Here is a 23,668-nt window from a genome sequence, read left to right on the forward strand (position 1 = left end):
TAGTTCACCGGAGGCGGCCGAGGAGCTCGTAATCGTGATCCGGAGTGTACCGACGGAACAGTAGACTGTTCGACAGCACCGACACACTCGAGAAGGCCATCGCGCCGGCGGCGAGGACGGGCTGAAGCAGCCCGAGTGAAGCCAACGGGATCATCGCCGTGTTGTAACCAAGCGCCCACACGAGGTTCTGCTTGATCTTCTGGAGTGTCGCGTCCGAGATGCGGATGGCCTTCACCACGTCCAGCGGGTCGTCGCGCATCAGCGTCACGTCCGCCGCTTCGATGGCGACGTCCGTCCCGCTCCCGATCGCGGTTCCGACGTACGCGACCGCGAGCGCTGGTGCATCGTTGACACCGTCCCCGACCATCATTGCCTTGCGGCCTTCATCCTGGATGGCCTCGACGGCATCAGACTTGTCCTCGGGGAGCACCTCAGCGTGGACATTCTCGGGGTCGATCCCGACCTGCTCGGCGACGGCACGAGCGGTCCGCTCGTTGTCGCCGGTGATCATCATCACGTCGACGCCGCGCTCCTGCAGCTGGCTCACAGCGTCCTTCGCGCTTTCTTTGACCGTGTCGGCGTCAGCGACCACACCGACGAGTTCGCCCTCGTCCGTGCCAGCGGGCACGCGGGCGACGAGCATCGCCGTCTTCCCCTCGTTCTCGAGGCGCTCCATCGTTTCCTGAGCGGGCGAGGGGTCGATCCCGTTATCGCGGAGGAACTTTCGGTTACCGACCAGCACCTCGCTGTCGCCGACGGTTGCGCGGATGCCGTGGCCGGGGACGTTTTCGAAGTCGTCGGGGTCGCTCACGTCGATGCCGCGATCTCTGGCTCCGTCGACGATGGCCCGGGCGAGGGGGTGTTCGCTCCCGCTCTCGGCCGTGGCTGCGAGCCGCAACACGTCGTTTTCGCTGAGACGGTCACGTCCGGTTAGTTGGCCGCCGTCTGTGATCGGCTGACCGTCACCGTCGAAGACGACGACGTCTGTCAGTTCCATCTCGCCTTTCGTCAGCGTGCCCGTCTTGTCGAAGACGACCGTGTCGACGTCTTTCGCGCGTTCGAGGATGTCACCACCCTTGAACAGAACGCCGTTCTGGGCACCGATCGTCGTCCCAACCATCGTTGCCGCAGGCGTCGCTAACCCCAGCGCACAGGGACAGGCGATCAACACGGACGACGCGAAGACGATGAGCGCGAACTCGAAGACTGAGACCCCTCCTGCGGCGACGGGGCCACCTGCGACGAGTCCCCACAGCGGGATTACCTCGACGAAGTCCGCAAGAGTCGCGGGGAGGAGGTACCAGACGACGCCCCAGAGGACCGCGTTCGCGATGACCGCTGGGACGAAGTACGCCGAGATGCGGTCGGCGAGATTCTGGATGTCTGGCTGGCGGGACTGGGCTTCCTTGACTGTCTGGACGATCTGCTGGAGCGCCGTGTCCGCACCGACCTTCGTCGCCTCAACGACGAGGACACCGTTCTCGTTAATGGTGGACCCGACGACCTCGTCGCCCTCACCTTTCTCGACGGGGACGGACTCGCCGGTGACCATCGACTCGTCAACAGCGCTCTGCCCGTCGATGACGACGCCGTCGGTCGGGATCTGTTCGCCGGGACGGACCTTCATGCGGTCGCCCACGGTGACATCCTCCAGTGGCACTTCCACTTCGATACCGTCCTCGTCGACGAGGGTGGCCGTCTCGGCCTCCATTTCGAGGAGTTTCCGAAGGGCGTCACCTGCCTGCCCTTTCGAGCGGGCTTCGAGATAGTTGCCGAGCGTGATGAACACGAGGATCAGCGCGGCAGTGTCGAAGTACAAACTCCCCGCGATCAATCCGGCAAGTACCGCGACTGAGTAGAAATACGCAGTGGACGAACCCAGTGCGATGAGAACGTCCATGTTGGCGCGCCTGTTGTTGACCAGCGCGTTGTACGAGTTCTTGTAGAACGGCCAGCCGAGCACGACCTGAACGGGTGTCGCCAACAGGAATTCGACCCACCCGAATTCGACGCCGAAGACCGTCTCCGGGAGAATTCCCCCGCCGAGCAGAAACTTCTCTGCGAGGAAAAACAGCATCGGGGCCGACAGTATGGCTCCGAATAGTGTCAGACGGAGCTGTTTTCGAATCTCACCCTGTCGTGCAGTGTCTCGAGCATCTTCACCCGATTCACCGCTGTCGCTGTCTTCACGGACCGGCGAGTAACCAGCGTCCTCGATAGCGTCGTAGAGCGCGTCGAGTGACGTGTCCGCGGGGTTGTACCTGACCTGCGCTTCGTCGGTGGCGAAGTTCGCCTCGGCCGCGATGACACCTGGCGTGTCCTCGAGTGCGGTCTCGTTCGTCTGCACACAGTTGGCACAGGTCATATCGGAGATGCCGATGGTCACCGTGTCAGACACCGCACCGTAGCCGGCGTCCTCGATCGTCTCGTAGATCTCTGCAAGCGATACCTCGTCAGGGTCGTACTCGACGGAGCCTTCGTCCGTGGCGAAATTGGCGTTCGCTTCGATGACGCCGTCGAGTGACTCCAAGGCGTCGCCAACTGTCCCCGAGCAGTTGGCACAAGTCATCCCCGTGACGTCGAGATGTGCTGTGCGTGTTTCCATATCGTACTATAGGGGCTACTCCATTAGATGAGTTTCTACTTGGATAGTGGGGGTAATCAACAGCGTTTACTTTCGATTCCAAACCGAAGTCAGCGTTACATGCCTTCTTCGAGACGCTGATGTCGCTCTTCGAATCGACTCTGACACGATGGACAACAGAAATGATAGAGCTCTCCGCCGACACGACTCGTTTCCCCCTCAGAATCCACAGTATTGCTGCACTCGGCACACGTGAGTGCGAACTCGACGGCGTCGTCGTTTCTGACCCGCTCGCGTACCGCATCGAACGACTCGGACGGGAGATCTAGCTTGACGAGTATCGGCACACCAGCTCTGAGTCGGCTACGGTCGACATTGATAGTGAAGTGGTTGATGATTCCGTCTCTTGGAGCCGTGTGACGCGATCTGAGACGGCTGGTCCCGAGAGGCCGACTTCCTCGCCGATCGCGCTGAACGAGCGACGGGCGTTCTCGGCTAACAGCGAGAGAATCTCCATGTCTGTTTCGTCCAAGTCCCGCATACTGGCAGAAAAGGACGCAAGATGCGATACTATTCTCCAGAAGACACTTTGGAATACGTCGTTTCATGGCCGTTCGAACAGCAGTATCGAAGCAGCAAACGACAAAGAGGAGCCGTCCGTATCTCTCACTGGCATGAGTCACACGATCAGCGTCGAGGGAATGACCTGCAGCCATTGTGAACAGATCGTCGAAGAGGCTGGATACACCGCCCACGCCTGAGAGCACCCAGAACGTTCGCGGACGACCGCCCCGTCGTTCTCTTCCGAGTCCGCTTGCCCTGATCGTCCCGCACAGTATCAGGCTCCGAATAGAATAATGAGGTGCGGTACCAACACACAATCTATGAGCAAGCATCCAGACCACGAGCGTATCCGGGACTCTTCGTCGGAAACTGATTCCGGGGGGCCCGTCTACTGCTGCCGTATCTGCCAGTTAGAAGCAAATGGAGGGAGGCGAGCGCCAGATTCCTCATCCGCCACGGAGCCTCCCCACTCCTCCGAGCACGCGAACCACGACCGGACGGACGAGACCACCACGGAACCCGGAGGCACCGACGAACACTCACACCACGATCACGAAGTCGAGTCCGGACACAGCCACGCCGAGGCTACCCACGCCCATACTGGGGGGGACGAACACGACCACGACCACGGCGCGGACGTTCACGAGGGAGAGCACGAAGATCACGGGGCCCACACCGATCACTCGGGTCACGAGCGGATGTTCCGGCGGCGGTTCTGGGTATCGCTCGCGCTCTCGGTGCCAGTCATCTTCTTCAGCGAGTTCATTCAGGATGTCTTCGGCTACACAGCGCCGACGTTCCCCGGAAGCGTCTGGATCACGCCGGTTCTTTCGGTGATCATCTTCGCGTACGGTGGCGTGCCGTTCCTCTCGATGGCCCGGACGGAACTCGAGAACCGCGAGCCGGGGATGATGATGCTCATCTCGCTGGCGATCACCGTCTCGTTCGTCTACTCCATCGGCAGTTTGTTCCTCGAGGGGACGACGCCGTTCTTCTGGGAACTCGTTACGCTGATCGACATCATGCTCTTGGGCCACTGGATGGAGATGCGGTCGGTCCGACAGGCCTCCGGCGCGCTCGACGAACTGGCGAAACTCATGCCTGACACCGCCGAGCGTATCACCGAGAGCGGGGATACCGAGGAAGTACCCGTTTCCGAACTCGGCGAAAACGATGTCGTACTCGTCCGTCCGGGCACGAGCGTGCCTGCCGACGGCGAAGTCGTCGAAGGCGAGTCGTCCGTCGACGAGTCGATGATCACGGGCGAGTCCCGTCCCGTTGACAAAGCGCCCGGAGTGGAGGTCGTCGCCGGGACGGTCAACCAAGACGGAAGTCTCCGCATCAAAATCACGAAGACGGGCGAGGAGACGACGTTGGCGGGCATCATGCGGCTCGTTGATGAAGCCCAGAAATCGAAATCTCGAACCCAGTTGCTCGCAGACCGCGCAGCTGGCTGGCTGTTCTACGTGGCACTCGGCGTCGCGGCGATTACGGCCGTCGCGTGGGTCGTCGCCACGGGGTTCAACATCGGTGTTCTCGAACGCGTAGTCACAGTTCTCGTCATCGCGTGCCCGCACGCGCTCGGACTCGCAGTTCCGCTCGTGGTCGCGATCAACACCTCGACGGCTGCCCAGAACGGGATGCTCATCCGCGACCGGATTGCCATGGAGGAAGCCCGGAACCTCGATACGGTGATATTCGACAAGACCGGGACGCTCACGAAGGGCGAGCAGGGTGTCGTCGGCGTCGAGACGGCAGACGACTGGAGTGAGGAGCGAGCGTTCGAAGTCGCCGCTGGTGTCGAGGGTGACTCCGAACACATGATCGCTCGCGCCATCCGGGACGCCGCCGAGGAACGAGACGTCCAGCGAGCGAGCGTTTCGAACTTCGAGAACTTTCGCGGTCTCGGCGTCAGAGCCACCGTGGACGGTGAGACGGTTCATATCGGTGGACCGAACCTGATTGAGAAACTCGGTATCGAACGATCCGACGGCATCGCTGCCTTCGCTGAGGAAGCCGGTTCGAACGCAGAGACGGTCATCTATCTGGTTCACGACGAATCCGAAGTCGTCGCAGCATTCGCGCTCGCGGACGTTATCCGGGACGAAAGTCGGCAGGCTATCGAGGCGCTACACGCGATGGACATCGAGGTGGCGATGCTGACCGGCGACTCCGAGGATGTCGCGAGGGCTGTCTCAGAGGAACTCGGTATTGACCAGTACTTCGCGGAGGTCCTGCCCGAGGAGAAGGACACGAAGGTCGAACAACTCCAGTCCGAAGGAAAATTCGTCGCGATGGTCGGCGACGGCGTCAACGACGCACCGGCGCTCACGAGAGCAGACGTCGGTATCGCCATCGGCTCGGGGACCGATGTCGCCATCGAGTCGGGGGATATCATCCTCGTCGACAATAACCCGCTGGACGTGGTGCGGCTCATCCGACTGTCGAAGGCGAGCTACCGGAAGATGCAGGAGAACCTCGTCTGGGCGACCGGCTACAACGTGTTCGCGCTCCCGCTTGCGGCGGGAATCCTCGCTCCCATCGGCATCCTCCTGTCGCCGGCGATCGGCGCCGTGTTCATGTCGCTGTCGACGATCATCGTCGCGATCAACGCTCGCAGACTGGGGAACGTCGACCTCTCAGTACCTGCGTAACCCACAATCTCAGCCATGTCAGTCACTACGACAGTGCTGTTCGGGCTTGGACTCCTGTCCAGAGGGATACTACTCGGTGGGCTTCTCGTTCGTATCCGGAGCCAGTCAGGCCGGTTCTGGCCCCACGGCACCCGCAACTGGACGTTCTGGCTCGGGTGGACAGCATGGACCGTCGCACTCGTGATTCTGTTTGGAGTATCAATGTTCGCCAGCTGGACGCGGTCGCGTTAAGTTAGAGGACGAGGCGCTCGACTGCAGAGTGTCTATGGCCGAAATCGAACGCCTCAACGATGGTATCGCGTGAATTGACTTGTCGTTTGTTGCTGTATACGCGCGTTGTATCTCGCACGGCTATCGGAACTCCTCTTTGAATTGGTGGAACACTCGGTGGTCAATATGGCTTCGTTGCTGAGCGACTGTTCTGCTTGCGAACCGGTCTGAAGGAGTAGGATCCGACAGAGCCGATGAAACTCAATGCTTATATCCTCGCCCTATATTCTTCGGATATGTCTCAAAGCATATCAAGAGATGATTCTACGATAGTAGACCTGGCCGAAGCAGGCCAACGAACACTCCAAATTGGAGCAGGCAACCCGATTCGGATCAGCTCGGGCCACCGAATCCTCCATCACGAGGGGAAGTGCTCACGGCCACACGGGCACAACTACGAGATCACCGTCGAAGTGACCGGCCAACTCACCGAGGAGGGGTGGGTCGTCGACAAAGGCGACGTCACGGACGTCATCGACGCGTGGGACCACCGGTTCCTCGTCGAAGAAGGCGATCCGCTCGTCGACGCGTTCGAAGCGTCGGGCGACAGCGATGCCCTCGTCGTCCTCGATCATCCACCGACGGCAGAGGTGATGAGCGTCCTCCTCGAACAGCGAATGCTCGACGCGTTCCCGGACACCGTCTCGGACGTATCGGTGTCGGTGAGCGAAACCGGCGAGCTCTGTGCATCGTACTGATGCCGGTCGCTAGCGATGTCGAGGAGCCCGCAACGGATGTTGACGCGGCTGGTGAGGGGCTCCCGATCAACGAGGTGTTCTACTCGCTGCAGGGCGAGGGAACGCTTGCTGGTGTGCCCTCCGTGTTTGTGCGGACGTCTGGGTGTAACCTGCGGTGTTGGTTCTGTGACTCGTACCATACGTCGTGGGAGCCGACCGGGGCGTGGCGCGACGTCGACTCGATCATTGAGGAGGTTCACTCCCACGAGCAGGCGAATCATGTCGTTCTCACGGGCGGAGAGCCGCTTATCCACGAGGAGTCCATCGAACTTTTGGAACGACTGGCTGCAGACGGGTATCATACGACGGTGGAGACGAACGGGACGATTTACCGGGACGCGCCGATCGATCTGGCGAGTATCAGCCCGAAACTGGCGAGCAGCACGCCGACACCGGACCGTGACCCGAAGGGGGAGGGTGAGTGGGAAGAGAAACACGAACAGAACCGGATCGATATGGATGCGCTGTCCCAGATGGTCGACGACTACGAGACGCAACTGAAGTTCGTCGTGACAGATGCGTCGGATCTCCCACAGATCACGGACCTGGTTGATCGGGTGCGAGAAGCGACGGCGACGACCGTCGCCGATGATGACGTGTTGTTGATGCCGGAGGGAATGACGCGGGAGCAACTTGATGGAACACGAAGTGAGGTCGCCGAGTTAGCGATGGAGTACGGCTACCGGTACACGCCGCGCCTCCACGTTGACCTGTGGAACGACGCCCCGGGAACATGAGCGTTGTACTGGGCCAGTCTGGTCGAGGTAGTGCGGTACTCCCAACGCGATGGGAGCGTCGCAGTCGGCGTGGTGTACAGAGCGAAAATCGATTCGACGCAACTGAGCAATCATGAGCAACAAAAGCGCGGTGATTCTGGTGTCCGGCGGGATGGATAGTGCGACGGCGGTGTACGAGGCGATCGAGCAGGGGTACGAGCCGTACTTCCTCCACACGTCGTACGGACAGCGCACCGAAGACAAGGAGTACGAGTGTGCGAAAGCGCTTGCCGAGGAGGTCGATGCGGCTGACTTTCTCCATATCGAGACGGGGCATCTCTCTCAGATCGGGGCGTCGAGCCTGACGGATGAGGAGATGGAGGTGGCTGACGCCGATATGGAGAGTGACGAGATTCCGACGTCGTACGTTCCCTTCCGGAACGCGAATCTGTTGTCTATGGCGACCTCGTACGCGGAGGCGACTGAGTCGGAGGCGCTGTTTATCGGGGCGCACTCCGAGGACTTCTCCGGGTATCCCGACTGTCGCCCGGCTTTTTTCGATGCGTTTCAGAACGTCATTGATGTCGGGACGAAGCCGGAGACAGCGATCGAGTTGAAAGCGCCGTTCGTTGAGTGGTCGAAAACGGAGATCGCGAAGCGTGGGTTGGAGCTTGACGTGCCGTACGACATGACGTGGTCGTGTTACCGCGATGAGGAGCCAGCGTGTGGGACGTGTGATGCGTGTGCGTTCCGGCTTGAGGCGTTCCGGAATGCTGGGTCACGCGATCCGATCGCGTACGCAGAGCGGCCGGAGTTTTCGTGATTTACCGGTCACGAAGGGTCTAGTCTTCCGAGGCAAGTATATTTATTCGTCTACCGACACGGGATAAGTATGATTGGTGTCCGATCGATGTGTGGTTGGAACTGTTCAGGGGTGCGTTTCAGATGAGTCTTGATGCTCGGGACGTTCGTATTCTACGCTCGATCGCGGAGAACGACTCTACCAGCCCGGAACGCATACAGGAGGAGACGAATATCCCTAAATCGACGGTCCATTACCGCATCAAGAATATGAAGGACCGAGGGGTGATCAAAAATGATTTATTTGAGATCGATTTCGAAAAGGCTGGATTGGGTCTCACGGTTATTTCCGAAGTGCTCGCCGAGTTCGGAGAAGGGTATCAGGAAGAGGTTGGGAAGGCGTTAGCCGAGATTGAGGGGGTAAATGAAGTTTATTTCATGATGGGGGATACTGATTTCATTGTTATTTCACGGCTTCCGTCTCGTGATATGGTTGAAACGCTTGTTGAGGAGTTTGAGGCTGTTGACGGAATCCAACGGACGAGTTCGAAGTTTGTGATCAGTTCGATCAAGGCAGATGAGAGCGTAGGGATATTGCGCGATTACTCTGAAGAGACGTTACTGAACTCGCACGGACTCGACGAGACGGTAGAAAAAATTGAGTGATCTGCTCTGTTCAATCCGGAGAAGGCGGAAGGGTAGAGCCGATTATACACTGGCGACGAAGCGGAAGTGCTGGACCGGTCGTTTGAGGGCGTCTCCGTGTCAATGTGATGTGGGTTGTGTTGAGAGTCTGCGACGGCCTGCGGTCCGTGGTGCTGCCATCGGTGTCATGTTACTCGACCGGGAAGCGGCATGGAGGCAGTACCAGCACCGCTCGGGTCGCCGTGGACGCACGCTGAAAACGGCGGTGTTCGTCGGTACGGGATCGCGTGTGGTCTCTTGATGCTCACGAGTCGGTACGCTGGTCGCACAACGCTATCTTGGCCGTCGAGTCTGGTGAATCCAGAGTGCACACGCGAGGGCCGCGAAGCCGGCAACTGTGGCGATACCGAACGCAACACGATAGCCTGTAAAGGAGTACACGGGCGTGCCGTCGACGATCTTCCCGGTCCAGAAGACATCGAGCACCATACCCATTACTGCGGGCACGACGGCAGCCCCGAAGTAGCCGACGCTGTTTATTGTCCCGCTCACCGTTCCGCTCACCTCGTCGGGGTGTCGCTGACGCCCGACGGTGAACGCGAGTGACACACCGCCATTGACGAACATGGCCGTGAAGAAGTGGAGTTGCGAATGCCGGTCAAAACGTTCACGGGATCGACTCTATTCGGACCAGTACCCGATAGAAATAGCCGCGATTACGCTCTAATAGCTATCATACAGACAGAATTATTATAGTAAACACACTTATCGGTAGAAATCTATCTCAGCAAAGAGTGATGCCTCTCGCGAAGGGCTAGCCCAGATCGAGCTCTAAATGAGTGTGATCAGCTCTTTGTCCAGCCAATCAAGGAACCGACTGAGTGTGATTCTGGGCTTCTTCCGGGTTTCAATGACCCCAATGCGCTCTTGTGTGAGGAAATCGACTAACAGCCACATATTGTAGACCACACACCCGAAGGCGAAATGAAACCACCGTACTCCAAACTCCTTCGAGGTAGTCCACGCTGCTGCGTTCTTGATCGACGAGTACGAGTTCTCGATCGCTCCGCGGTCACTGTACTGTTCGATCTGCTGTTTCGCCCAGCGCCGATCGAGTGCGACCTCATCACTCACATCGAGACTGGTGATAAACGGCTGTGGCGATCCCTCTTCATGGACATCATCATCTTCCGCTGGGGGTAACACGGCAACGGTCGTATGTACCGTGTGGTTTGAGACGCCATCCTTCACTACACCGTGCATGACGAAATCCTCCTCGACATACAGCGGGGTGTCATTCGGTTCGTGATACCCCTGCTTCACTTGGTCAAACCGGTCACACATCGGTCCAATCCGATGTTGATCTTTCTTGGCAGGGATTACGTAATCCAACCGCTTGTTAATAAGCGTCTGAAGGACATCTACAGCGTGAAATTCACGATCGGCATACACCATCCTGATGTCGACATAGTCTTCGGCGATCGAGAGAAGTTGTCGTGCAACATCCCCAACGTAGTAGGAACTATCCTTGCCGGGATAGGCGTCCGTCGCAGCGTAATCCGTACTCCCGAGCGGACACACCCCAACGACGTAGTGGGTGTTCTCGCCGACGATCACGACCGTCGCAAACTTGTGACACCAACTGTACTCTTTTCCTTCAGGTGCGCCCTGTACCCATTCCATCTCGTCGCGATCGCCATAGTAGGCAACGTACGTCATATCCAGAGCGACTTTCGCACGAGTCCCAAACCGTGAGCCGTTCCCGTGTTCGAGCTCCCTGATTCGGGGTTTCGCGCGTGTGTAGGTTTTCCGGAGAGCGAAATTCAGTACAGTCGCAATCTCCTCGATAGACATCTGCTTGAGGGCTTCCAACAGCGTCTCACCAGATGGGCCGTCCTCGTAGAACGGGTCATCAATATCTGGGTCTGGATTTTTCATGTCACCCAGCTTCTGGCCCGAATCGTGTGCTGCCTTCTGTTTGATCGACGCGATTGCTTCTAAGACGAGTAACTCATCGTCGTCGTAGATCGCGTCATCCGGGCGAGAGAGTGAGATTGAAGGGATGGCTACCGACTTCAACTCATCAAGCACCTGATGCCCCTTCTTCCGTAGCAAGCGTTGGACGGTTCGATTTGACAGCGACTGTTTGTCTTCGTCGTCCGCTGTTTTGAGAAGATCATTCCCGATTGGTGCGCCTCGTTCAGCCGCGAGCAGGCGGATCTCTTCAGCACCTGATTCGACGACCGTCTGTAACTTTCTGAATCGGCTTTCAAGCCGGACTGGTTTACAGCTACTTTCTGAGGGGAGATCATCCATCTCAAACCCAAATGCACGGGCGAGTTCCGGTCGGTCAGAGAGGCGTTCTGGGATTCCTGACAGAGATTCACGCTCGACAGTTGCCCACAGATACGCCAGAAACATTGGCCGAAACGGAAGCGACGAACTCCACTCTGGGTGTGCGTCCCGTAGCGTATAGCGGCTCACGTCCAGTTCGTTCGCAAGTGTGATCCAGTCAGTATCTGCAGTAAGGACATCATCAACTTGCTTTGTCAGCCCACTTTGAACCCGACTGCTCTCATTGCTCATCGGCTCTCACCGTCGATCGACAAAGATGAGCTGTCAACAGCCCAGTTGAGTGAGGACATTAGTATCGATAGTAGATTCATTTTGAACTTAACTGCTAGCGTGTCGTTTCCGAAGTTTTCGAAATAACCTTTGATACGGAGAGTTAAATACAAAATTTGAATACTACCGTTCGTCCCAAACAGAGATACATAGAATATTTGAGTATGCTTTGAATGCCAGTATAATTTGAACTAATGTACAAGGTGAATAGCGCTGCATCACAGAGCAGTATGTAATGCCAGATGATATCCCCGATACAGCGCCTAATTTAGAGGATGTGAATTACGATGAACTGTCGGAATTTTTTGAGAAGAAGGGCGCAGTTGAGTTGATCTCTCTTCTTGATGGTGAAGGGTATCGATTCGACGAAATCGACGATTTACTCGATGTCAGCCGTGGGTATCTGAATGATCGCCGTGACGAAGCCGTCCATCTCAGGCTGATTGTTCCTGACCAAGCATACCGAGATGACTCCGTCCGCCGTGTGTGGACTCTTACAACGTTGGGCCACTACCTCCGACAGCGGATGCGCCATCTCGGAGTGACAGAGAGCCACGAGCGACTCATCACCGCTAGACGTGAATACGAAGACCGGAAGGGTGATTTCTTGGACTGGGTTGATGATCCAGAGTCAATTGAAGCGTATGCTGAAGATATGCGAGCTGGCAATCGGGTACATCCAACAGAGTTTCCGGCCAAGATACAAGATCTTTTCCGCCGAATTGATCACGACCGTTTCTAATCCTGCTTGAACTGTTAGTGGACCTTTGGGGTAGTGGATTTGTTGAAATATTCAGCAGGTGACACGACTTGAGGTGGCTTCGGTCAATACAGGGGACTCACGAATCGCTCAGACTGCGTGAGGTGTCTCCCAGTCGGGAGTATCTGTCAAAGCAAATATCCCCCGTCTGAATACAGTTATAGACATGGATCTTGAACAGTTTCGCTACTACACTGCGTGGCACCAACACGCAAATCAGCGTTCTTACGAGGCTCCGGCCTCCCCGTGGAGGCTTCTCTCGGTGAGTCCAGCAGTAGTGGACTGGTACCATCCGAATCTTCAACTAAACTGGGGACTCGGTCGGGTGGAAGGTGGAGAGTGGGACGACACGAGCAACTGCTCACACATCCGAGACACCGTTATTTATCAAGGGCTCAGAGAGTGCTGTGTTGAATAGGTGCTGAGTCACGGTTACAGCGGTTCACACAGTGGTTCTATGTTGGTGATGGCGAACATCAAGACGATTTCACGGAACTGTCGATACCAGCCCAGCGCTCGCACGGCGTCGCCGAGCGAGCGCTTCGTTGTCGAATACGATGTTTCGGCCATCCACCGCTGAGAGTAACCTTTTGCCCGGTTGAGAGCGTTTTTCGCGGCTGCGTTCGCTGACGAGCCGCGATAATGAACGAGGTAATCGATGTCGTGTGCGGCGATCTCGTACTCGGTGTGCCAGTCTTGGAAGCCGTTGTCGGCGGCAACCGACTGCAGGTCGTCCGCGTTTCGGCGGACGACCTGCGGTCCCGTCTTCGTGTCGTGCTTCCACCGAGCTGCAATGTGCACGTCAAGAACAGCCAGCGATTCCACATCAGTCAATGTCGTCACTTTTAGCGTCTGTATCGTTCGTCCTGCCCGCTGACGAAAGTACGATGACGCACGTCGCCGGTCGAAGAACGTGCTGTCGAGCGCAGCGTGTTCGGACTGCGGGTGCTGCTGCGCGGAAACGCGCAGCAGCGCCCGCCATACCCACATTTTCAGCCGATCAAACGACTTGTAGATCGTGCTGTAGTCTGGGAGATCGTCTGGATCTAAGCCGAGTGCGTCACGAATCTCGGCCATATACTTCAGCCGATTCGGCGTTTCTCGGTAGCTGTGGCCGTCTTCGAGCCGAAGACAGTGTAGCACAACGTGTTTCCAGCGGGCGAACCCGCCGCTGGCGGGCTCGCCCGCGTGCTTTCCCAACGCTTGTTTGACTAGGCGACGACACTGCTCAACGAAGTCGAGGAGATCGACTTCCATGGACAGAATCGATTTCCTCGGCTTCGTCCTTCTGCCCCGTGATAACAGCTGATTAGATCGCTATTCAACACAGCATCAGAGAGAGGTTTCAAGAAAGCTACGCATGGGAAGATACAACTCTCTTTCAGTACGTAGCGGAGCAATTTGAGCAGCGTGAGACGGTGCGAGGGTATGAAAGCCCATCAGAGTATGTGAGGGTCCGGTGTGCGTATCTGGATAATCTCTTCAAATCGATACGTGATGACGGTTACCGCTCGAACGCAGCCGCTTACCACGAAATGGCGACCGAGGATAACAAATTCGAAGATGCGTATGCGAATCATTTAGATCCACTTGTTGCTATCTCTCGAACCGGTGAGATATACTGGCTAGAGGGATACCATCGATTCGCAATTGCGTCAATTCTCGAACTAGAGGAGATTCCTGTGTACGTCTTGTGCCGTCATGAAGAGTGGCAACGTGTGCGGGACGCACTCTCCACTGAACCGTCCTCCTCACTCTCCTCTGAGTTGGAGGAGTATGTTAATCATCCAGACACACAGGACATCGATGTGTAGAGTAGTCGGTACCCGATTTGCGCCCTGTATCTCGCACGGTTATCGAAACATCCCTCTGAGCTGGTAGAATTCTGAATGGTCAATACGCAGGTCTCATCGACCAGCCGTTTCAGGCAAGTATATGTCTGAGAAAAAGTATTTCAACAGAGCCGAGCGTTTGTATTTATTTCAACGAAGGCCGATGCGCCTGTAACGTGTGTATATGTACCAAATACCTGCGGGTACCGTCAGCAACTGGGCCGTTGGGACGCCAATCGAAACCAAATGTAAGAGCGCAACCCCACCGTAAACAATCCGATTAGGAGACCAGTTACAGTCTCTCCGTCGAACTGCCCTGATGTCAAGCCACAGGCTCACCGAGAACAACGGAACCAACAGTACCACCGCGATTATGAATGCGACTGTAACAGTCAACGAGGCAAGAAACGGACCTGTGAGTAGCTGATTCGCCGGGACCAGCGCAGATGGTGTGTCACGGACCTCGCTCACTAGGTGTAGCGTTGCCCACGCCATCCACGTCAGGCCCAAGGTCACTATTGGGACAGCGACACTGTACCACCACCGAGATATTCGGGATTGACGATCATCCGGCATGGGTCTGTTTCCGGTAAACAAAAATATAAGTAATCGCAATGACAGTCCCCATAAGGCTAAACGAAACGACACTACGCCTGAATCCGCCGGTCACATAACTGGCTGCTGCCGTTCCAAACACCGTGACAGATAGGGCCCCAAGCAAATGATACTGTGGGAACGGCAGATCAACCGCGGTCAAAGCACCGACGGCACCGAGTGCTAGTAGCGCCACCCGCATCGGCCACGACTCCGTACCAAGTAACAAAACCACTAATATGACTGCTGCGATGGCAAGGCCCCCGAGCTTCAATGGATGTGGCGTTTTAATCATATTGACATGCTATAGATTGAGGCCGAAGTGATATAGTTGATGTGATTAGGCCGGGAATGGGAAACCGTCGAAGACGATGATAAGGCCAATGATGACGAGCAAGAAGGCGTAGAGTACCTGCCCAGTCCCTCTGTTAGGATCTTGACCTAGATCTCTGACCACATCTTTAGCGGTGTCATCTACTGTGTTGATAACAGTGTCGACTGCGGCAGTCGGATCCACGTCAGGGAGGCCAAACCGTGCGCAACCCTCAGCCGTCTCCTCACCGACCCAGACTCAGTACCTCACAAAGCATCCTCGGCTAGCTGTTTCTGCGGCCTGAGTTCTGTGTCGAAGCGGTTGTACTGACGGTCTCGACGAGAGAATTACGGACGGATCGACGGAGAGCTGTCGCTGTCGGCGGCGGTCAGCCGCCGACGCGACAGCGTCGCCACTCACTCCGCTGGCTTGCTCGGTCGGTGGTTAGCGGTGGAATCGGTCGTCAGGTGGCCGATTCGCGGGGACGGCCCGACGCACCGCGAGGGCCGTCCACGCAGCTCGTCGAATCATATTGACGAACTCCTTGTACGGCCACCACCAGAGGCGACGCCCGCCTCGGCGGGGCGTCGCCACATACTCGTAGTGAAGGTACCGCCAGACGTTCTGTAAGAGGAGACTCACCACCACGTACAGCAGCCGTACCGTTGGATCTCGTGTTGTCGTTGTCGCTATCGCTTGCTCAAACAAGCGATAGCTTGACTCGATACCGAAGCGTTTCGAGTAGTGGTATCGAGCGTCCCGTGGTGAGTCGATGAACGGCGCGTCAGCGGCGTAGCCGTGACGCGCCACACCGTTCTCGTCATACTTCCCATTTAGGTACGTACAGTCGATGTAGACGGGAAAATCGACGGTCCAGCTGTGACCGTCGAGTTTCCCCGTCAGATCATGCTGAATGACGCGACTCCATCCTTCCGAGAGCTCTTGCTGAATCGCCTCACCCCACCGGATGATCGGGATCACGTACGCGTAATTGTGCGCCTGAAGCAGCGTGAGACACTTACTGTCGTAGAATCCGCGATCAAGGTAGACGGCCTTGACCCCGGCGTCAAGGCCGTCGAGGACACCGAAGAACTCAGCGAGGACACTACTTGCGGTATCGCCGTCTTTGAGACGGCGTACCGCCAGCGTGTAGCGTTTGTTCTTCACACGCGCGTAGAGTGTGGCATAGGCGTGGAACGCAGTGGTTCCACGCTTCGCTACCGAGTGATAGAGGCCGTCTGTGTCGTCTTCGTCACCGTAGTAGGGCCGCAGGTGGAGGTCTGCGCAGACCTCCACCTGTTCGGGGAGCAATTCATCGAGATCCTTTCGCAGGAGCGTGTTAGCGACTCGTTCGAGCCGTTCCGGCTCGAACTTCGTCCGAAGATGGTAGAGGACCGTGTTCCCAGCGGGTGAGTTCTGGCTCGACGCACAGAGCGTAGAGACAGAGGTCCCGTCGGCGCAAGCGCCGACGAGGACCTCATAGATGTCTTCAGCAGTGATTTCAGCGTTATTGGCTAACGAGAGCGAAACTTCCTCGTCAAGGCGGTTGACGAGAAAGTTAAGAAGCTGGTCCTCGTGGATCTCACCGTCTGCTTGTTTGGTTTTAGACACACCTTCAGCAAGCAGACGTTCTAACTAAGCGGCTTTGTGAAGTACTGAGACTGCGTCCAGATCTTCGGTCGTGTTGCAAAGCGGTCTAGACTTTGCCGCTGGTACTCTCAATTGAGAGGTCACAGTTGATTGCTGTTTTGGTCGAACGTTGGAGCAGTTCGTCGAGGAACGCTTGGTAGTACTCGGGGTCGGCGTACTTCACCAACCGAAGTTGGAGTATCGCTTCCAATCCCTCTGCTGTCCAGCGCATCCACTGGTTCTTGCACCGCTTGCTGACCTCGCCCATCAGTCGTTCGACGGGGTTCGAGGTCCACGGAACCTCGAACCCCTCGACAGCGTGCTCGGCGAACGTCACAATCGACGGCAGCCACCGCCGAAGATACCCTGCAGCCTTTGCTGACCCGAACTGCTCCAGTTGCCACGCTGTCTTCTCTAATCGCTCTCTCGTTCGCGCGATCCGCGAGCGGATCGCCGCGAACTCCTCCGCTGGACGATGCTTCGCCACAGAGTTCTTCAGATGGAACACCTCGTCGATCACCTCCGAAACGATCTCCTTCCGACGGTCCAAGGAGAAGACGCCATCGTCCCAGAGGGTGTAACCCAGCGTTCGGCCGACGTGGACGAGATCGAGCTGGTGGTCACGGTTTTCGTCGGTAAAGGCTGTGACGATGCCGCTATCAGCGTCACTGACGACCGTCGCGTCGTCAGTGACTGCGCCGATATCATCGAGTTCGGCGGCAGTTTCGTCCCAGTCAGCGTTGACCGACAGATCCAGCAGGGAGCGTGACTCTTCGGCGGTGTCTTCGCCGAGCGTTGCTTGGACGGAGTGGGACGAGCGGTCGTCGTCTTGGCTGTGGCACTTTGTCCCGTCAGGAATGACGGCGTCAGCGTCTGTGCCAGCGACACAGTCTGGAAGGAACTGTTTGAGCTTGTGGCCGTATTTCTTGGCACGGCGGTTGATGGTGGTCGGCGACGGCATCGAGACGAAGCTGTCGCCGTGATTGGCAGCGTCTCGATAGCTGAGCGAGGTAGCGAGATCGACGCTTTTGGCGGCGATGTCCTGCTGATAGCGGTTCTGCCCGTCGAAGTCGAGAACGTCTTCGACGGGCCGGAAGTAGCTGGATTCGTCTGGGGAAGCGGCTGTATCTTCGACGTAGTGGAGAGAGAACTCGTGTTCTCCGGCAGTTGTGACAGCTGTGCGGGTGTCGGTGCCGGCGCGTTGGAAGCGCTGGTCACCGTTGCCATGTGCGTGTTTCTCACCACAGAGCGCCTCGACGCTGGCGGCGTCGAGGCTCTCGACCAGCGATTCGAGAAGGACTGCTTCGAGGTTCTGGTCAGTGACGGCCTCGGCAAGCGTGGCGAGCGGTAGCGTTTTGTCGTCGTCGATACTCAGTTCGAACCGCACGTCGATTGTGGCGTGCATGGGGTACCTCGGTTTGGACACCAGAGGCAACCCCGCCTTCACGGGAGTCAGTTACTACTGAACTCTAGAGGACTTTGCGACACGACCAGATCTTCTTCAACGCCGATCCAGATACTTCTCTCAATGAGGACTTCTCCGTCATCAAGTACCTCAATTGACTCTTCTTGGTACGTTACATCAACTGATACGAGCGGCGGCGTTGACCCGTTCTGACAATCACGCGGTTCACCGATGTTTCCTTCGATACTACCTGTCTGGACGCAAAATCTTGTTCCCTCTGGTGTCGGCGCGCAAAGGTCGAACGGTAAGCTGCCTGGGATGGGGAAAGGTAGCGGGCTCATGTCGAATCACCTCCGTTCTCTTCGAGCACGTTTTCAGTAACGGTTTTGTGGTCGAGTTTTTTATACGACGGAGGTATCTTCAACTTATACCGTACGAAATCTTTTACATATTCAATACGGTTACCTTCTTTCCAGCGTGGCTCGAAAACTCCCCCATTAGCGTCATCGGTAATCCTGTAAATGGATTCCGGAACGTCATTAACCGTTTCGGCTCCATCAGCGATATATAGCTGTATTCCATCACCAAACGCAGCAGTTACGACTGCAATCCGATTCTGGTTCGGATGGGGCTGCGCGCCGGCAGCAAAGACTTCGACTGGGTGATCCTCATACATCCCAAGATCACTCACCTTAGGATATGTATCCTTCTTTGCACTTCCAACTCCAGGTACTACGCCAGCCAGTACACCTGAACCAACCAACTGTAACAACCGTCTTCGGCCTGGTTTTGTCATGATTGCGTCACCACGTATTGATGTTGACTGTTCTAGTATTCATTCTGTTTGTTCGGAAAATCACGAATTACTCGGCTTTTAACGAGAAGTAACTATCCCCTACCATACTCTCACGTTTTATTCAAATTTTTGTCTCGGCTCAAAGTGGCTGTAATCAAGAATAGAGCGATCCGCCTCAGCAAATCTTACGTCCCTAGTAGTTTATAGGAAAGTCTTAAGTTAAATAATACTTATTTGTAAATGAAGTCATGTCGAGCCCCGCTAACGATGAACTCGCTACTGTCCTCCTCAAGCGCTATGAGTGTCTCAACGCGCTCATCAACCATCCTCAAGCCAAACCCGAGCTCGTTGACACACTCGATATGCCTCGTTCAACTCTTGATGATGTCGTTCGTGAGCTCGAACAAGCAGATCTCGTCGAGTACAGAGATGGAGACTGGTATTCAACACAGTCAGGCCGGTTAGCCTGTCGTGCACACCGCAACTACCTTGACCAACTCGACAACCTTGGGGATGTTTCGTCAGTGCTGGATTTCATGGACACTGATGAAGAGGTTAGTTGGGCGTTCATCGAAGGTGCGGACACCTACGAGACCCATTCGAGTATTCAGGACGCCGTGATGACTACGCTTCTGGACTTTGTTGAAGTAGCGACCGATGTTCGTGTTGTGACGCCAAACGTCGTTGCCGGGTATGCTGACCGGTTCTACGAAATGGGGATTTCAGGACGAAATGCCACGTTCGAGATGATCATCCCTCCGGAGGTCCATGCGTGGTTTCATTCAACGTACCCGTCGATATCGACAGACGTACTGAACGACCCGGATGTCGATGTCTTGCGTGCGTCCATCCCGTTTTCGTACGGGCTCTCGATTTTCGATCACGACCGCGCAGGGATCACCATCTTCACAGAGCAAGGCATCGCTGGCCTGATCGTCAATGACACCGACGACGCACTCTCATGGGCTGAAAAGCAGTATGAACGCGTGAAACAGAACGCAGACCCGATCCTGCTGCGCGGAGGGTCTATCAAACATCGAATAAATAGTTCAGCGGATCGTTTCTGATCCGAGTTTTAGTTGAGGTACACGTTCTACTCATATCCCAACCGATCCGGGCAAGCGGATACACCGTACAAGGATTGCGGATCTGACACTAGTTTATCAACTTGAGAGAATTTTAACAGACATGGTTACTTCGCCGAACATCCGTCTTCAGTTAAGCAAGAAACCGCGTGACAGCGGCGGCTTATCGAGACATCTTTCGGAAGGAATGAGGAAGCCGAGTTTGTGCCCAACGGCTCCTCATCTCGAATTATGCGTCGGCTCACTACACTGTTTCCCTCCGAGTTCCTCGAAGAGCACGCCGAGGAACTCGGCGTGGTCGAACGTGACCGCAAGCTCCAGATCCCTGCCTTCGTTTGGGCGTTCGTGTTCGGCTTCGCCGCAGGTGAAAGCCGAACACTCGCCGGGTTCAGGCGATCTTACAACTCAACTGCCGATGAGACAATCTCGCCCAGTGGGTTCTATCAGTGGTTGACGCCGACGCTTGCGGAGTACTTCCGCGACCTCGTCGAGCGCGGTCTCGACGAGGTCGCTGTCTCTGATGCTGTTGACGCTGATACCGATCGATTTAGAGACGTGATGGTCGCCGATGGAACGGTGTTGCGGTTACATGAGTTTCTTTCAGATCAGTTCGAAGCCCGCCATGAGGAGCAGGCTGGAGCGAAGCTCCACCTGCTCCACAATGCCACAGAGCAGACGATCGAACGAATCGATACTGCTGACGAGAAAACACACGACAGCACCCTGTTCAAAACAGGGCCATGGCTTGAGAACCGCCTCATGCTGTTCGATCTCGCCTACTTCAAGTACCGCCGGTTTGCGCTGATCGACGAGAACGGCGGCTACTTCGTGAGCCGGCTGAAACAGAACGCGAACCCGGTGATTACGGCAGAATTACGGGAATGGCGCGGCCGCGCCATTCCCTTAGAAGGCAAGCAGCTCCGAACTGTTCTCGACGATCTCGATCGGAAGTACATCGATGTGGAGGTCGAAGTCGAGTTCAAGCGGGGGCCGTACAATGGGACACAGTCGCTGGATACGAAGCGATTTCGCGTCGTCGGCGTCCGCGACGAGGACGCCGACGACTACCACCTGTACATGACGAATTTAGCGAGGAAGGAGTTCTTTCCGGCGGATTTAGCGGAGATCTACCGCTGTCGGTGGGAAGTTGAGTTGCTGTTCCGGGAGCTGAAGACACAGTACGAATTGGACGAGTTCGACACGAGTGACGAACACGTGGTGAGGATCTTATTGTACGCAGCGCTGCTGTCGCTGCTTGTAAGCCGCGATCTGTTAGATCTAGTCACTGAGCAGGCGGATGATGAGCTTGTGTTTCCGACAGAGCGCTGGGCGGCGACCTTTCGGTCGCACGCCCAGCTTATTCTCCACGAACTCGGTGAGTTCCTCGGCTACTCACCACCGCCGCTGCTCGACCGGCTGATCGAAGACGCTCAAAAGATCCACAAGCGACGACCAATCTTACAAGAGACGCTCGCTACCGCTACACAACCGAGATGTGAGGCTTAACTAAAGACGGATGGCCGTACTCAATTGAGCCAGAGTACAGCTTGGGCGAGTTCTACTGCTTTACCGGAATTATATCTGGGTATCTTTCCGATGATCGCGAACTCAACCCGCTGAATGGGAAGTCACTGAGCGATGAGGATTTCCGTCGCATCAGGATGTCCTCCCATGATGTGAAGCGGAAGAAGCCATTTCTCGGGGTGCGGCAATACGTCGATGAAGACGATTATGAGGAGCGGGCTGACCGGTTCATCGAGTACCACGAAGAAATCGTCGACGAGGATCAGTCAGAATAGGATGGTGTTCACTTAGAAACGCCCCTCACGTCGACGTAAGGTAGATTCGCAAGGGGCCACTCGACATTGTGGCGGCTCAAACGCGTTCGTAGTAAGGGGGAGGTCCACCGTTCCAGCACTCACCGTTGTATGCGATGAGTTTCACCTCGCAAGATCGGAGCTTCGCCTCGGTGAATTCTACGATGTCCTCTAGCAGTTCTCCTCGGTTCCGTGGGCAGAAAACGAAACAGGCCGCGTTACCTCATCATCGAGTTTCTGTTCGAGACCAGTTGGGCTCGCCTACCCGTGTTGAGGAAGACACATGACCCGCTCTCGAAATCGAATCCGATCACGGTCAGCCAGTCGTCTCGTTATCGAACGCAACGGCTCCGAAATCACTCATTATCCTCGCCACCAGCGTTCGTCGTGTCTCCGTCGCGGTTGGACAGCTGGTCGACCCTCGTTTCAAGCTCCGCTATGCGTTGCTCGTGTTCGTCAAGACACGTTTCTTGTTCGAGGTCGATGCTGAGCAGCGCCAGCAGGAGTGGATTCTGGTGGTTCAACAGGCCGCTCGCGTCAGCGTGCTCGCGGGCGTACTCGAACAGCCGGTCGAATCGCGGCTGGTCGTGACGCCGCAGTGCCCGGCGAAACTCCGCCCAGCGCTCTTCGATGGCTCGCAGCGCATCCCGGTATGTCGGATTCGTTCGCCCCATCGCTATCGGCCTCCTGTCCCAGTCGCGGTCCACGCATCAAGCAAGGGATCCGCGGTGGCTGCGACCGTCTCACCGTCAGCTGTGACACCCGTCCCGACGCCTTCCGGAGTCGGCGTCGACGGCGCCGGCGTCGTCGGTTCCACGCCGACCTGCGTGGCGCGCGCTGCGAGCAGCTGCCGCCAGTACGCGAACGTCGTCTGGTAGTACGCACCGTCGTCGACGGGATAGACGAGCGTCTCGAAGCCGTCGCCGACGACCCGCGGCCCCATTCGGGTTTGCTCGCACTCCAGGTGGTGGTCGGCTGCCGTCACGCCCGACGCTGTGAAGTCGTTGCGCTTGGTCCGGGTGACTAGCACGGGGATGTCGTACCCGTCGGCGTAGGTCGCCAACCGGGCGAGCGTTCGGGTCTGAAGCGTTTCCGCGTGTGTTTCCCCGAGGGTATCGTCGGCCCGATACTGGATGTCGACGGCCGGCGCGACGATGAGCGAGGGGGTGTGTGGCGATTCATCGTCATTCTCCGTAGGTTGTCGATTTCGAAGACTATCGTCGGACGTCGATTCTTGAATGGACTGATTCACCGCCGTCGGGAGATCAGAGACGGCGCCGTAGTGCTGGTAGGCGGTAAAGCCGCGTGCGACGTGGATCCGGTCAAGTAGCCGCCGGCTGGGAGCAATTTGGGAGAGCGTTGTTGTTGTCGCGTGTCCGTTTGCGTCGACCCAGAAGGCGGGCCCGGCGTGCAGGAGGAGATGATCGAGCACGAGCGACTGCAGAATCGGGACGCCGCGACCGCCCTCCACATCGAGGAGGGTGACGCCGTCCTTGAGGGAAGGAAGTAGCATATCGTCCGTAGCTGGATCGGCTTGGTCAGCAAGGGATCGATTGCGGTCAGCGCCCCGTGTCGGCTGCTCCACTGCCAATCGGTTCGACATCGAGTGTTCTCCCATACTTGACTAGAGGTCCACAATCCCGATAAGCCGCGGCGTGGCGCTTCCGCGTTTCAGGGAAGGCACGAGATAGATGGTGGCCCATCCTCAGTCGTTGTGTTTTGTGGACGATTGACTGTTTCCGAGAACGTTTCCAGAATGACCTTGTTAATTACCCAAGTAGTAATGGGTCTTCGCTGTCACGGTGAACCCGCGCGATGAACTGATCTCCAGCCACTAAGCA

20 protein-coding genes and 1 pseudogene are annotated in these 23,668 nt (G+C 56.8%); 9 read left to right on the plus strand and 12 right to left on the minus strand.

Annotation, left to right across the window (positions count from 1 at the left end; translation table 11 throughout):
* Nucleotides 1–4: 4 nt before the first annotated feature.
* Together HLAC_RS15025 and HLAC_RS18040 are read right to left on the minus strand one after the other, a co-directional pair.
* Nucleotides 5–2,605 carry a heavy metal translocating P-type ATPase gene (locus HLAC_RS15025; protein WP_009762311.1) on the minus strand — a complete coding sequence of 867 codons (2,601 nt, stop codon included), beginning with the start codon at nt 2,603–2,605 and terminating at the stop codon, nt 5–7.
* 95 nt (nt 2,606–2,700) lie between these two features.
* A pseudogene (locus HLAC_RS18040) lies at nt 2,701–3,125 on the minus strand (AsnC family transcriptional regulator).
* Between the two features lie 343 nt (nt 3,126–3,468).
* On the opposite strand from HLAC_RS18040, the gene HLAC_RS15045 reads away from it, so the two are divergent.
* The 5 genes from HLAC_RS15045 (at nt 3,469) to HLAC_RS15065 (ending at nt 8,992) form a co-directional block, all read left to right on the plus strand.
* Nucleotides 3,469–5,802: a heavy metal translocating P-type ATPase gene (locus tag HLAC_RS15045; RefSeq protein WP_009762307.1), complete on the plus strand. Its 2,334-nt coding sequence runs from the start codon at nt 3,469–3,471 to the stop codon at nt 5,800–5,802.
* Between the two features lie 506 nt (nt 5,803–6,308).
* Nucleotides 6,309–6,770 carry a 6-pyruvoyl trahydropterin synthase family protein gene (locus HLAC_RS15050; RefSeq protein ID WP_009762306.1) on the plus strand — a complete coding sequence of 154 codons (462 nt, stop codon included), beginning with the start codon at nt 6,309–6,311 and terminating at the stop codon, nt 6,768–6,770.
* Nucleotides 6,770–7,546 carry a 7-carboxy-7-deazaguanine synthase QueE gene (locus HLAC_RS15055; RefSeq protein ID WP_009762305.1) on the plus strand — a complete coding sequence of 259 codons (777 nt, stop codon included), beginning with the start codon at nt 6,770–6,772 and terminating at the stop codon, nt 7,544–7,546. Before HLAC_RS15050 ends, HLAC_RS15055 begins: the two co-directional genes overlap by 1 nt.
* A 112-nt stretch (nt 7,547–7,658) precedes the next feature.
* A complete protein-coding gene (gene queC, locus HLAC_RS15060) occupies nt 7,659–8,348 on the plus strand; it encodes a 7-cyano-7-deazaguanine synthase QueC (protein WP_009762304.1) in 690 nt (229 codons plus the stop codon).
* A 122-nt stretch (nt 8,349–8,470) separates the two neighbouring features.
* Nucleotides 8,471–8,992 (plus strand): Lrp/AsnC family transcriptional regulator, encoded by a 522-nt coding sequence (locus tag HLAC_RS15065; RefSeq protein WP_009762303.1) that lies wholly within the window; start codon nt 8,471–8,473, stop codon nt 8,990–8,992.
* Between the two features lie 312 nt (nt 8,993–9,304).
* On the opposite strand, the gene HLAC_RS15070 is transcribed toward HLAC_RS15065, so the two are convergent.
* Together HLAC_RS15070 and HLAC_RS15075 are read right to left on the minus strand one after the other, a co-directional pair.
* Nucleotides 9,305–9,580 carry an MFS transporter gene (locus HLAC_RS15070; protein WP_232230972.1) on the minus strand — a complete coding sequence of 92 codons (276 nt, stop codon included), beginning with the start codon at nt 9,578–9,580 and terminating at the stop codon, nt 9,305–9,307.
* 222 nt (nt 9,581–9,802) lie between these two features.
* Entirely contained in the window at nt 9,803–11,557 is a 1,755-nt protein-coding gene (locus tag HLAC_RS15075) for a hypothetical protein (protein WP_014053537.1), read from the minus strand.
* Between the two features lie 274 nt (nt 11,558–11,831).
* On the opposite strand from HLAC_RS15075, the gene HLAC_RS18045 reads away from it, so the two are divergent.
* Nucleotides 11,832–12,338: a hypothetical protein gene (locus HLAC_RS18045; protein ID WP_009762300.1), complete on the plus strand. Its 507-nt coding sequence runs from the start codon at nt 11,832–11,834 to the stop codon at nt 12,336–12,338.
* 450 nt (nt 12,339–12,788) lie between these two features.
* Here HLAC_RS18045 and HLAC_RS15080 read toward each other — a convergent pair whose 3' ends face one another.
* The 6 genes from HLAC_RS15080 to HLAC_RS18065 all read right to left on the minus strand — a co-directional run bounded on the left by HLAC_RS15080 (nt 12,789) and on the right by HLAC_RS18065 (nt 18,925).
* Complete coding sequence (locus HLAC_RS15080; RefSeq protein WP_014053535.1) at nt 12,789–13,613, minus strand: IS5-like element ISHla3 family transposase; 825 nt, start codon at nt 13,611–13,613, stop codon at nt 12,789–12,791.
* 1,140 nt (nt 13,614–14,753) lie between these two features.
* Complete coding sequence (locus HLAC_RS18055; RefSeq protein WP_014053534.1) at nt 14,754–15,077, minus strand: hypothetical protein; 324 nt, start codon at nt 15,075–15,077, stop codon at nt 14,754–14,756.
* A 462-nt stretch (nt 15,078–15,539) separates the two neighbouring features.
* Nucleotides 15,540–16,706 (minus strand): ISH3-like element ISHla1 family transposase, encoded by a 1,167-nt coding sequence (locus HLAC_RS15090; RefSeq protein ID WP_009486633.1) that lies wholly within the window; start codon nt 16,704–16,706, stop codon nt 15,540–15,542.
* Nucleotides 16,707–16,791: 85 nt separating this feature from the next.
* Nucleotides 16,792–18,129, minus strand: a complete 1,338-nt coding sequence (locus HLAC_RS15095) for an ISH6-like element ISHla10 family transposase (protein WP_012659191.1) — start codon at nt 18,127–18,129, stop codon at nt 16,792–16,794.
* Between the two features lie 47 nt (nt 18,130–18,176).
* Nucleotides 18,177–18,470: a hypothetical protein gene (locus HLAC_RS18060; RefSeq protein ID WP_015911542.1), complete on the minus strand. Its 294-nt coding sequence runs from the start codon at nt 18,468–18,470 to the stop codon at nt 18,177–18,179.
* Entirely contained in the window at nt 18,467–18,925 is a 459-nt protein-coding gene (locus HLAC_RS18065) for a hypothetical protein (RefSeq protein ID WP_079892127.1), read from the minus strand. Before HLAC_RS18065 ends, HLAC_RS18060 begins: the two co-directional genes overlap by 4 nt.
* Before the next feature lie 248 nt (nt 18,926–19,173).
* Here HLAC_RS18065 and HLAC_RS15100 point away from each other — a divergent pair, with 248 nt between their 5' ends.
* The 3 genes from HLAC_RS15100 (at nt 19,174) to HLAC_RS15110 (ending at nt 21,809) form a co-directional block, all read left to right on the plus strand.
* Nucleotides 19,174–19,992 (plus strand): helix-turn-helix transcriptional regulator, encoded by an 819-nt coding sequence (locus HLAC_RS15100; RefSeq protein WP_014053532.1) that lies wholly within the window; start codon nt 19,174–19,176, stop codon nt 19,990–19,992.
* A gap of 249 nt (nt 19,993–20,241) precedes the next feature.
* Nucleotides 20,242–21,516 (plus strand): IS4 family transposase, encoded by a 1,275-nt coding sequence (locus HLAC_RS15105; RefSeq protein WP_014053531.1) that lies wholly within the window; start codon nt 20,242–20,244, stop codon nt 21,514–21,516.
* Between the two features lie 41 nt (nt 21,517–21,557).
* Nucleotides 21,558–21,809: a hypothetical protein gene (locus tag HLAC_RS15110; protein ID WP_049933833.1), complete on the plus strand. Its 252-nt coding sequence runs from the start codon at nt 21,558–21,560 to the stop codon at nt 21,807–21,809.
* Nucleotides 21,810–22,183: 374 nt separating this feature from the next.
* On the opposite strand, the gene HLAC_RS15115 is transcribed toward HLAC_RS15110, so the two are convergent.
* Both HLAC_RS15115 and HLAC_RS15120 read right to left on the minus strand, forming a co-directional pair.
* Nucleotides 22,184–22,501 carry a DUF8156 family protein gene (locus HLAC_RS15115; protein WP_014053530.1) on the minus strand — a complete coding sequence of 106 codons (318 nt, stop codon included), beginning with the start codon at nt 22,499–22,501 and terminating at the stop codon, nt 22,184–22,186.
* A gap of 2 nt (nt 22,502–22,503) precedes the next feature.
* Nucleotides 22,504–23,445, minus strand: a complete 942-nt coding sequence (locus tag HLAC_RS15120; protein WP_014053529.1) for a hypothetical protein — start codon at nt 23,443–23,445, stop codon at nt 22,504–22,506.
* Nucleotides 23,446–23,668 lie beyond the last annotated feature (223 nt).

The sequence above is a fragment of the Halorubrum lacusprofundi ATCC 49239 genome (genome assembly GCF_000022205.1).
In the GTDB taxonomy this organism is placed as follows: Archaea; Halobacteriota; Halobacteria; order Halobacteriales; family Haloferacaceae; genus Halorubrum; species Halorubrum lacusprofundi.

What these genes read in the sequence shown, in the direction of transcription:
- HLAC_RS15025 (WP_009762311.1), bottom strand. Translation starts at nt 2,605, where the DNA reads ATGGAAACACGCACAGCACATCTCGACGTCACGGGGATGACTTGTGCC.
- HLAC_RS15045 (WP_009762307.1), top strand. Translation starts at nt 3,469, where the DNA reads ATGAGCAAGCATCCAGACCACGAGCGTATCCGGGACTCTTCGTCGGAA.
- HLAC_RS15050 (WP_009762306.1), top strand. Translation starts at nt 6,309, where the DNA reads ATGTCTCAAAGCATATCAAGAGATGATTCTACGATAGTAGACCTGGCC.
- HLAC_RS15055 (WP_009762305.1), top strand. Translation starts at nt 6,770, where the DNA reads ATGCCGGTCGCTAGCGATGTCGAGGAGCCCGCAACGGATGTTGACGCG.
- queC (WP_009762304.1), top strand. Translation starts at nt 7,659, where the DNA reads ATGAGCAACAAAAGCGCGGTGATTCTGGTGTCCGGCGGGATGGATAGT.
- HLAC_RS15065 (WP_009762303.1), top strand. Translation starts at nt 8,471, where the DNA reads ATGAGTCTTGATGCTCGGGACGTTCGTATTCTACGCTCGATCGCGGAG.
- HLAC_RS15075 (WP_014053537.1), bottom strand. Translation starts at nt 11,557, where the DNA reads ATGAGCAATGAGAGCAGTCGGGTTCAAAGTGGGCTGACAAAGCAAGTT.
- HLAC_RS18045 (WP_009762300.1), top strand. Translation starts at nt 11,832, where the DNA reads ATGCCAGATGATATCCCCGATACAGCGCCTAATTTAGAGGATGTGAAT.
- HLAC_RS15080 (WP_014053535.1), bottom strand. Translation starts at nt 13,613, where the DNA reads ATGGAAGTCGATCTCCTCGACTTCGTTGAGCAGTGTCGTCGCCTAGTC.
- HLAC_RS18055 (WP_014053534.1), bottom strand. Translation starts at nt 15,077, where the DNA reads ATGATTAAAACGCCACATCCATTGAAGCTCGGGGGCCTTGCCATCGCA.
- HLAC_RS15095 (WP_012659191.1), bottom strand. Translation starts at nt 18,129, where the DNA reads ATGCACGCCACAATCGACGTGCGGTTCGAACTGAGTATCGACGACGAC.
- HLAC_RS18060 (WP_015911542.1), bottom strand. Translation starts at nt 18,470, where the DNA reads ATGAGCCCGCTACCTTTCCCCATCCCAGGCAGCTTACCGTTCGACCTT.
- HLAC_RS18065 (WP_079892127.1), bottom strand. Translation starts at nt 18,925, where the DNA reads ATGACAAAACCAGGCCGAAGACGGTTGTTACAGTTGGTTGGTTCAGGT.
- HLAC_RS15100 (WP_014053532.1), top strand. Translation starts at nt 19,174, where the DNA reads ATGTCGAGCCCCGCTAACGATGAACTCGCTACTGTCCTCCTCAAGCGC.
- HLAC_RS15105 (WP_014053531.1), top strand. Translation starts at nt 20,242, where the DNA reads ATGCGTCGGCTCACTACACTGTTTCCCTCCGAGTTCCTCGAAGAGCAC.
- HLAC_RS15115 (WP_014053530.1), bottom strand. Translation starts at nt 22,501, where the DNA reads ATGGGGCGAACGAATCCGACATACCGGGATGCGCTGCGAGCCATCGAA.
- HLAC_RS15120 (WP_014053529.1), bottom strand. Translation starts at nt 23,445, where the DNA reads ATGGGAGAACACTCGATGTCGAACCGATTGGCAGTGGAGCAGCCGACA.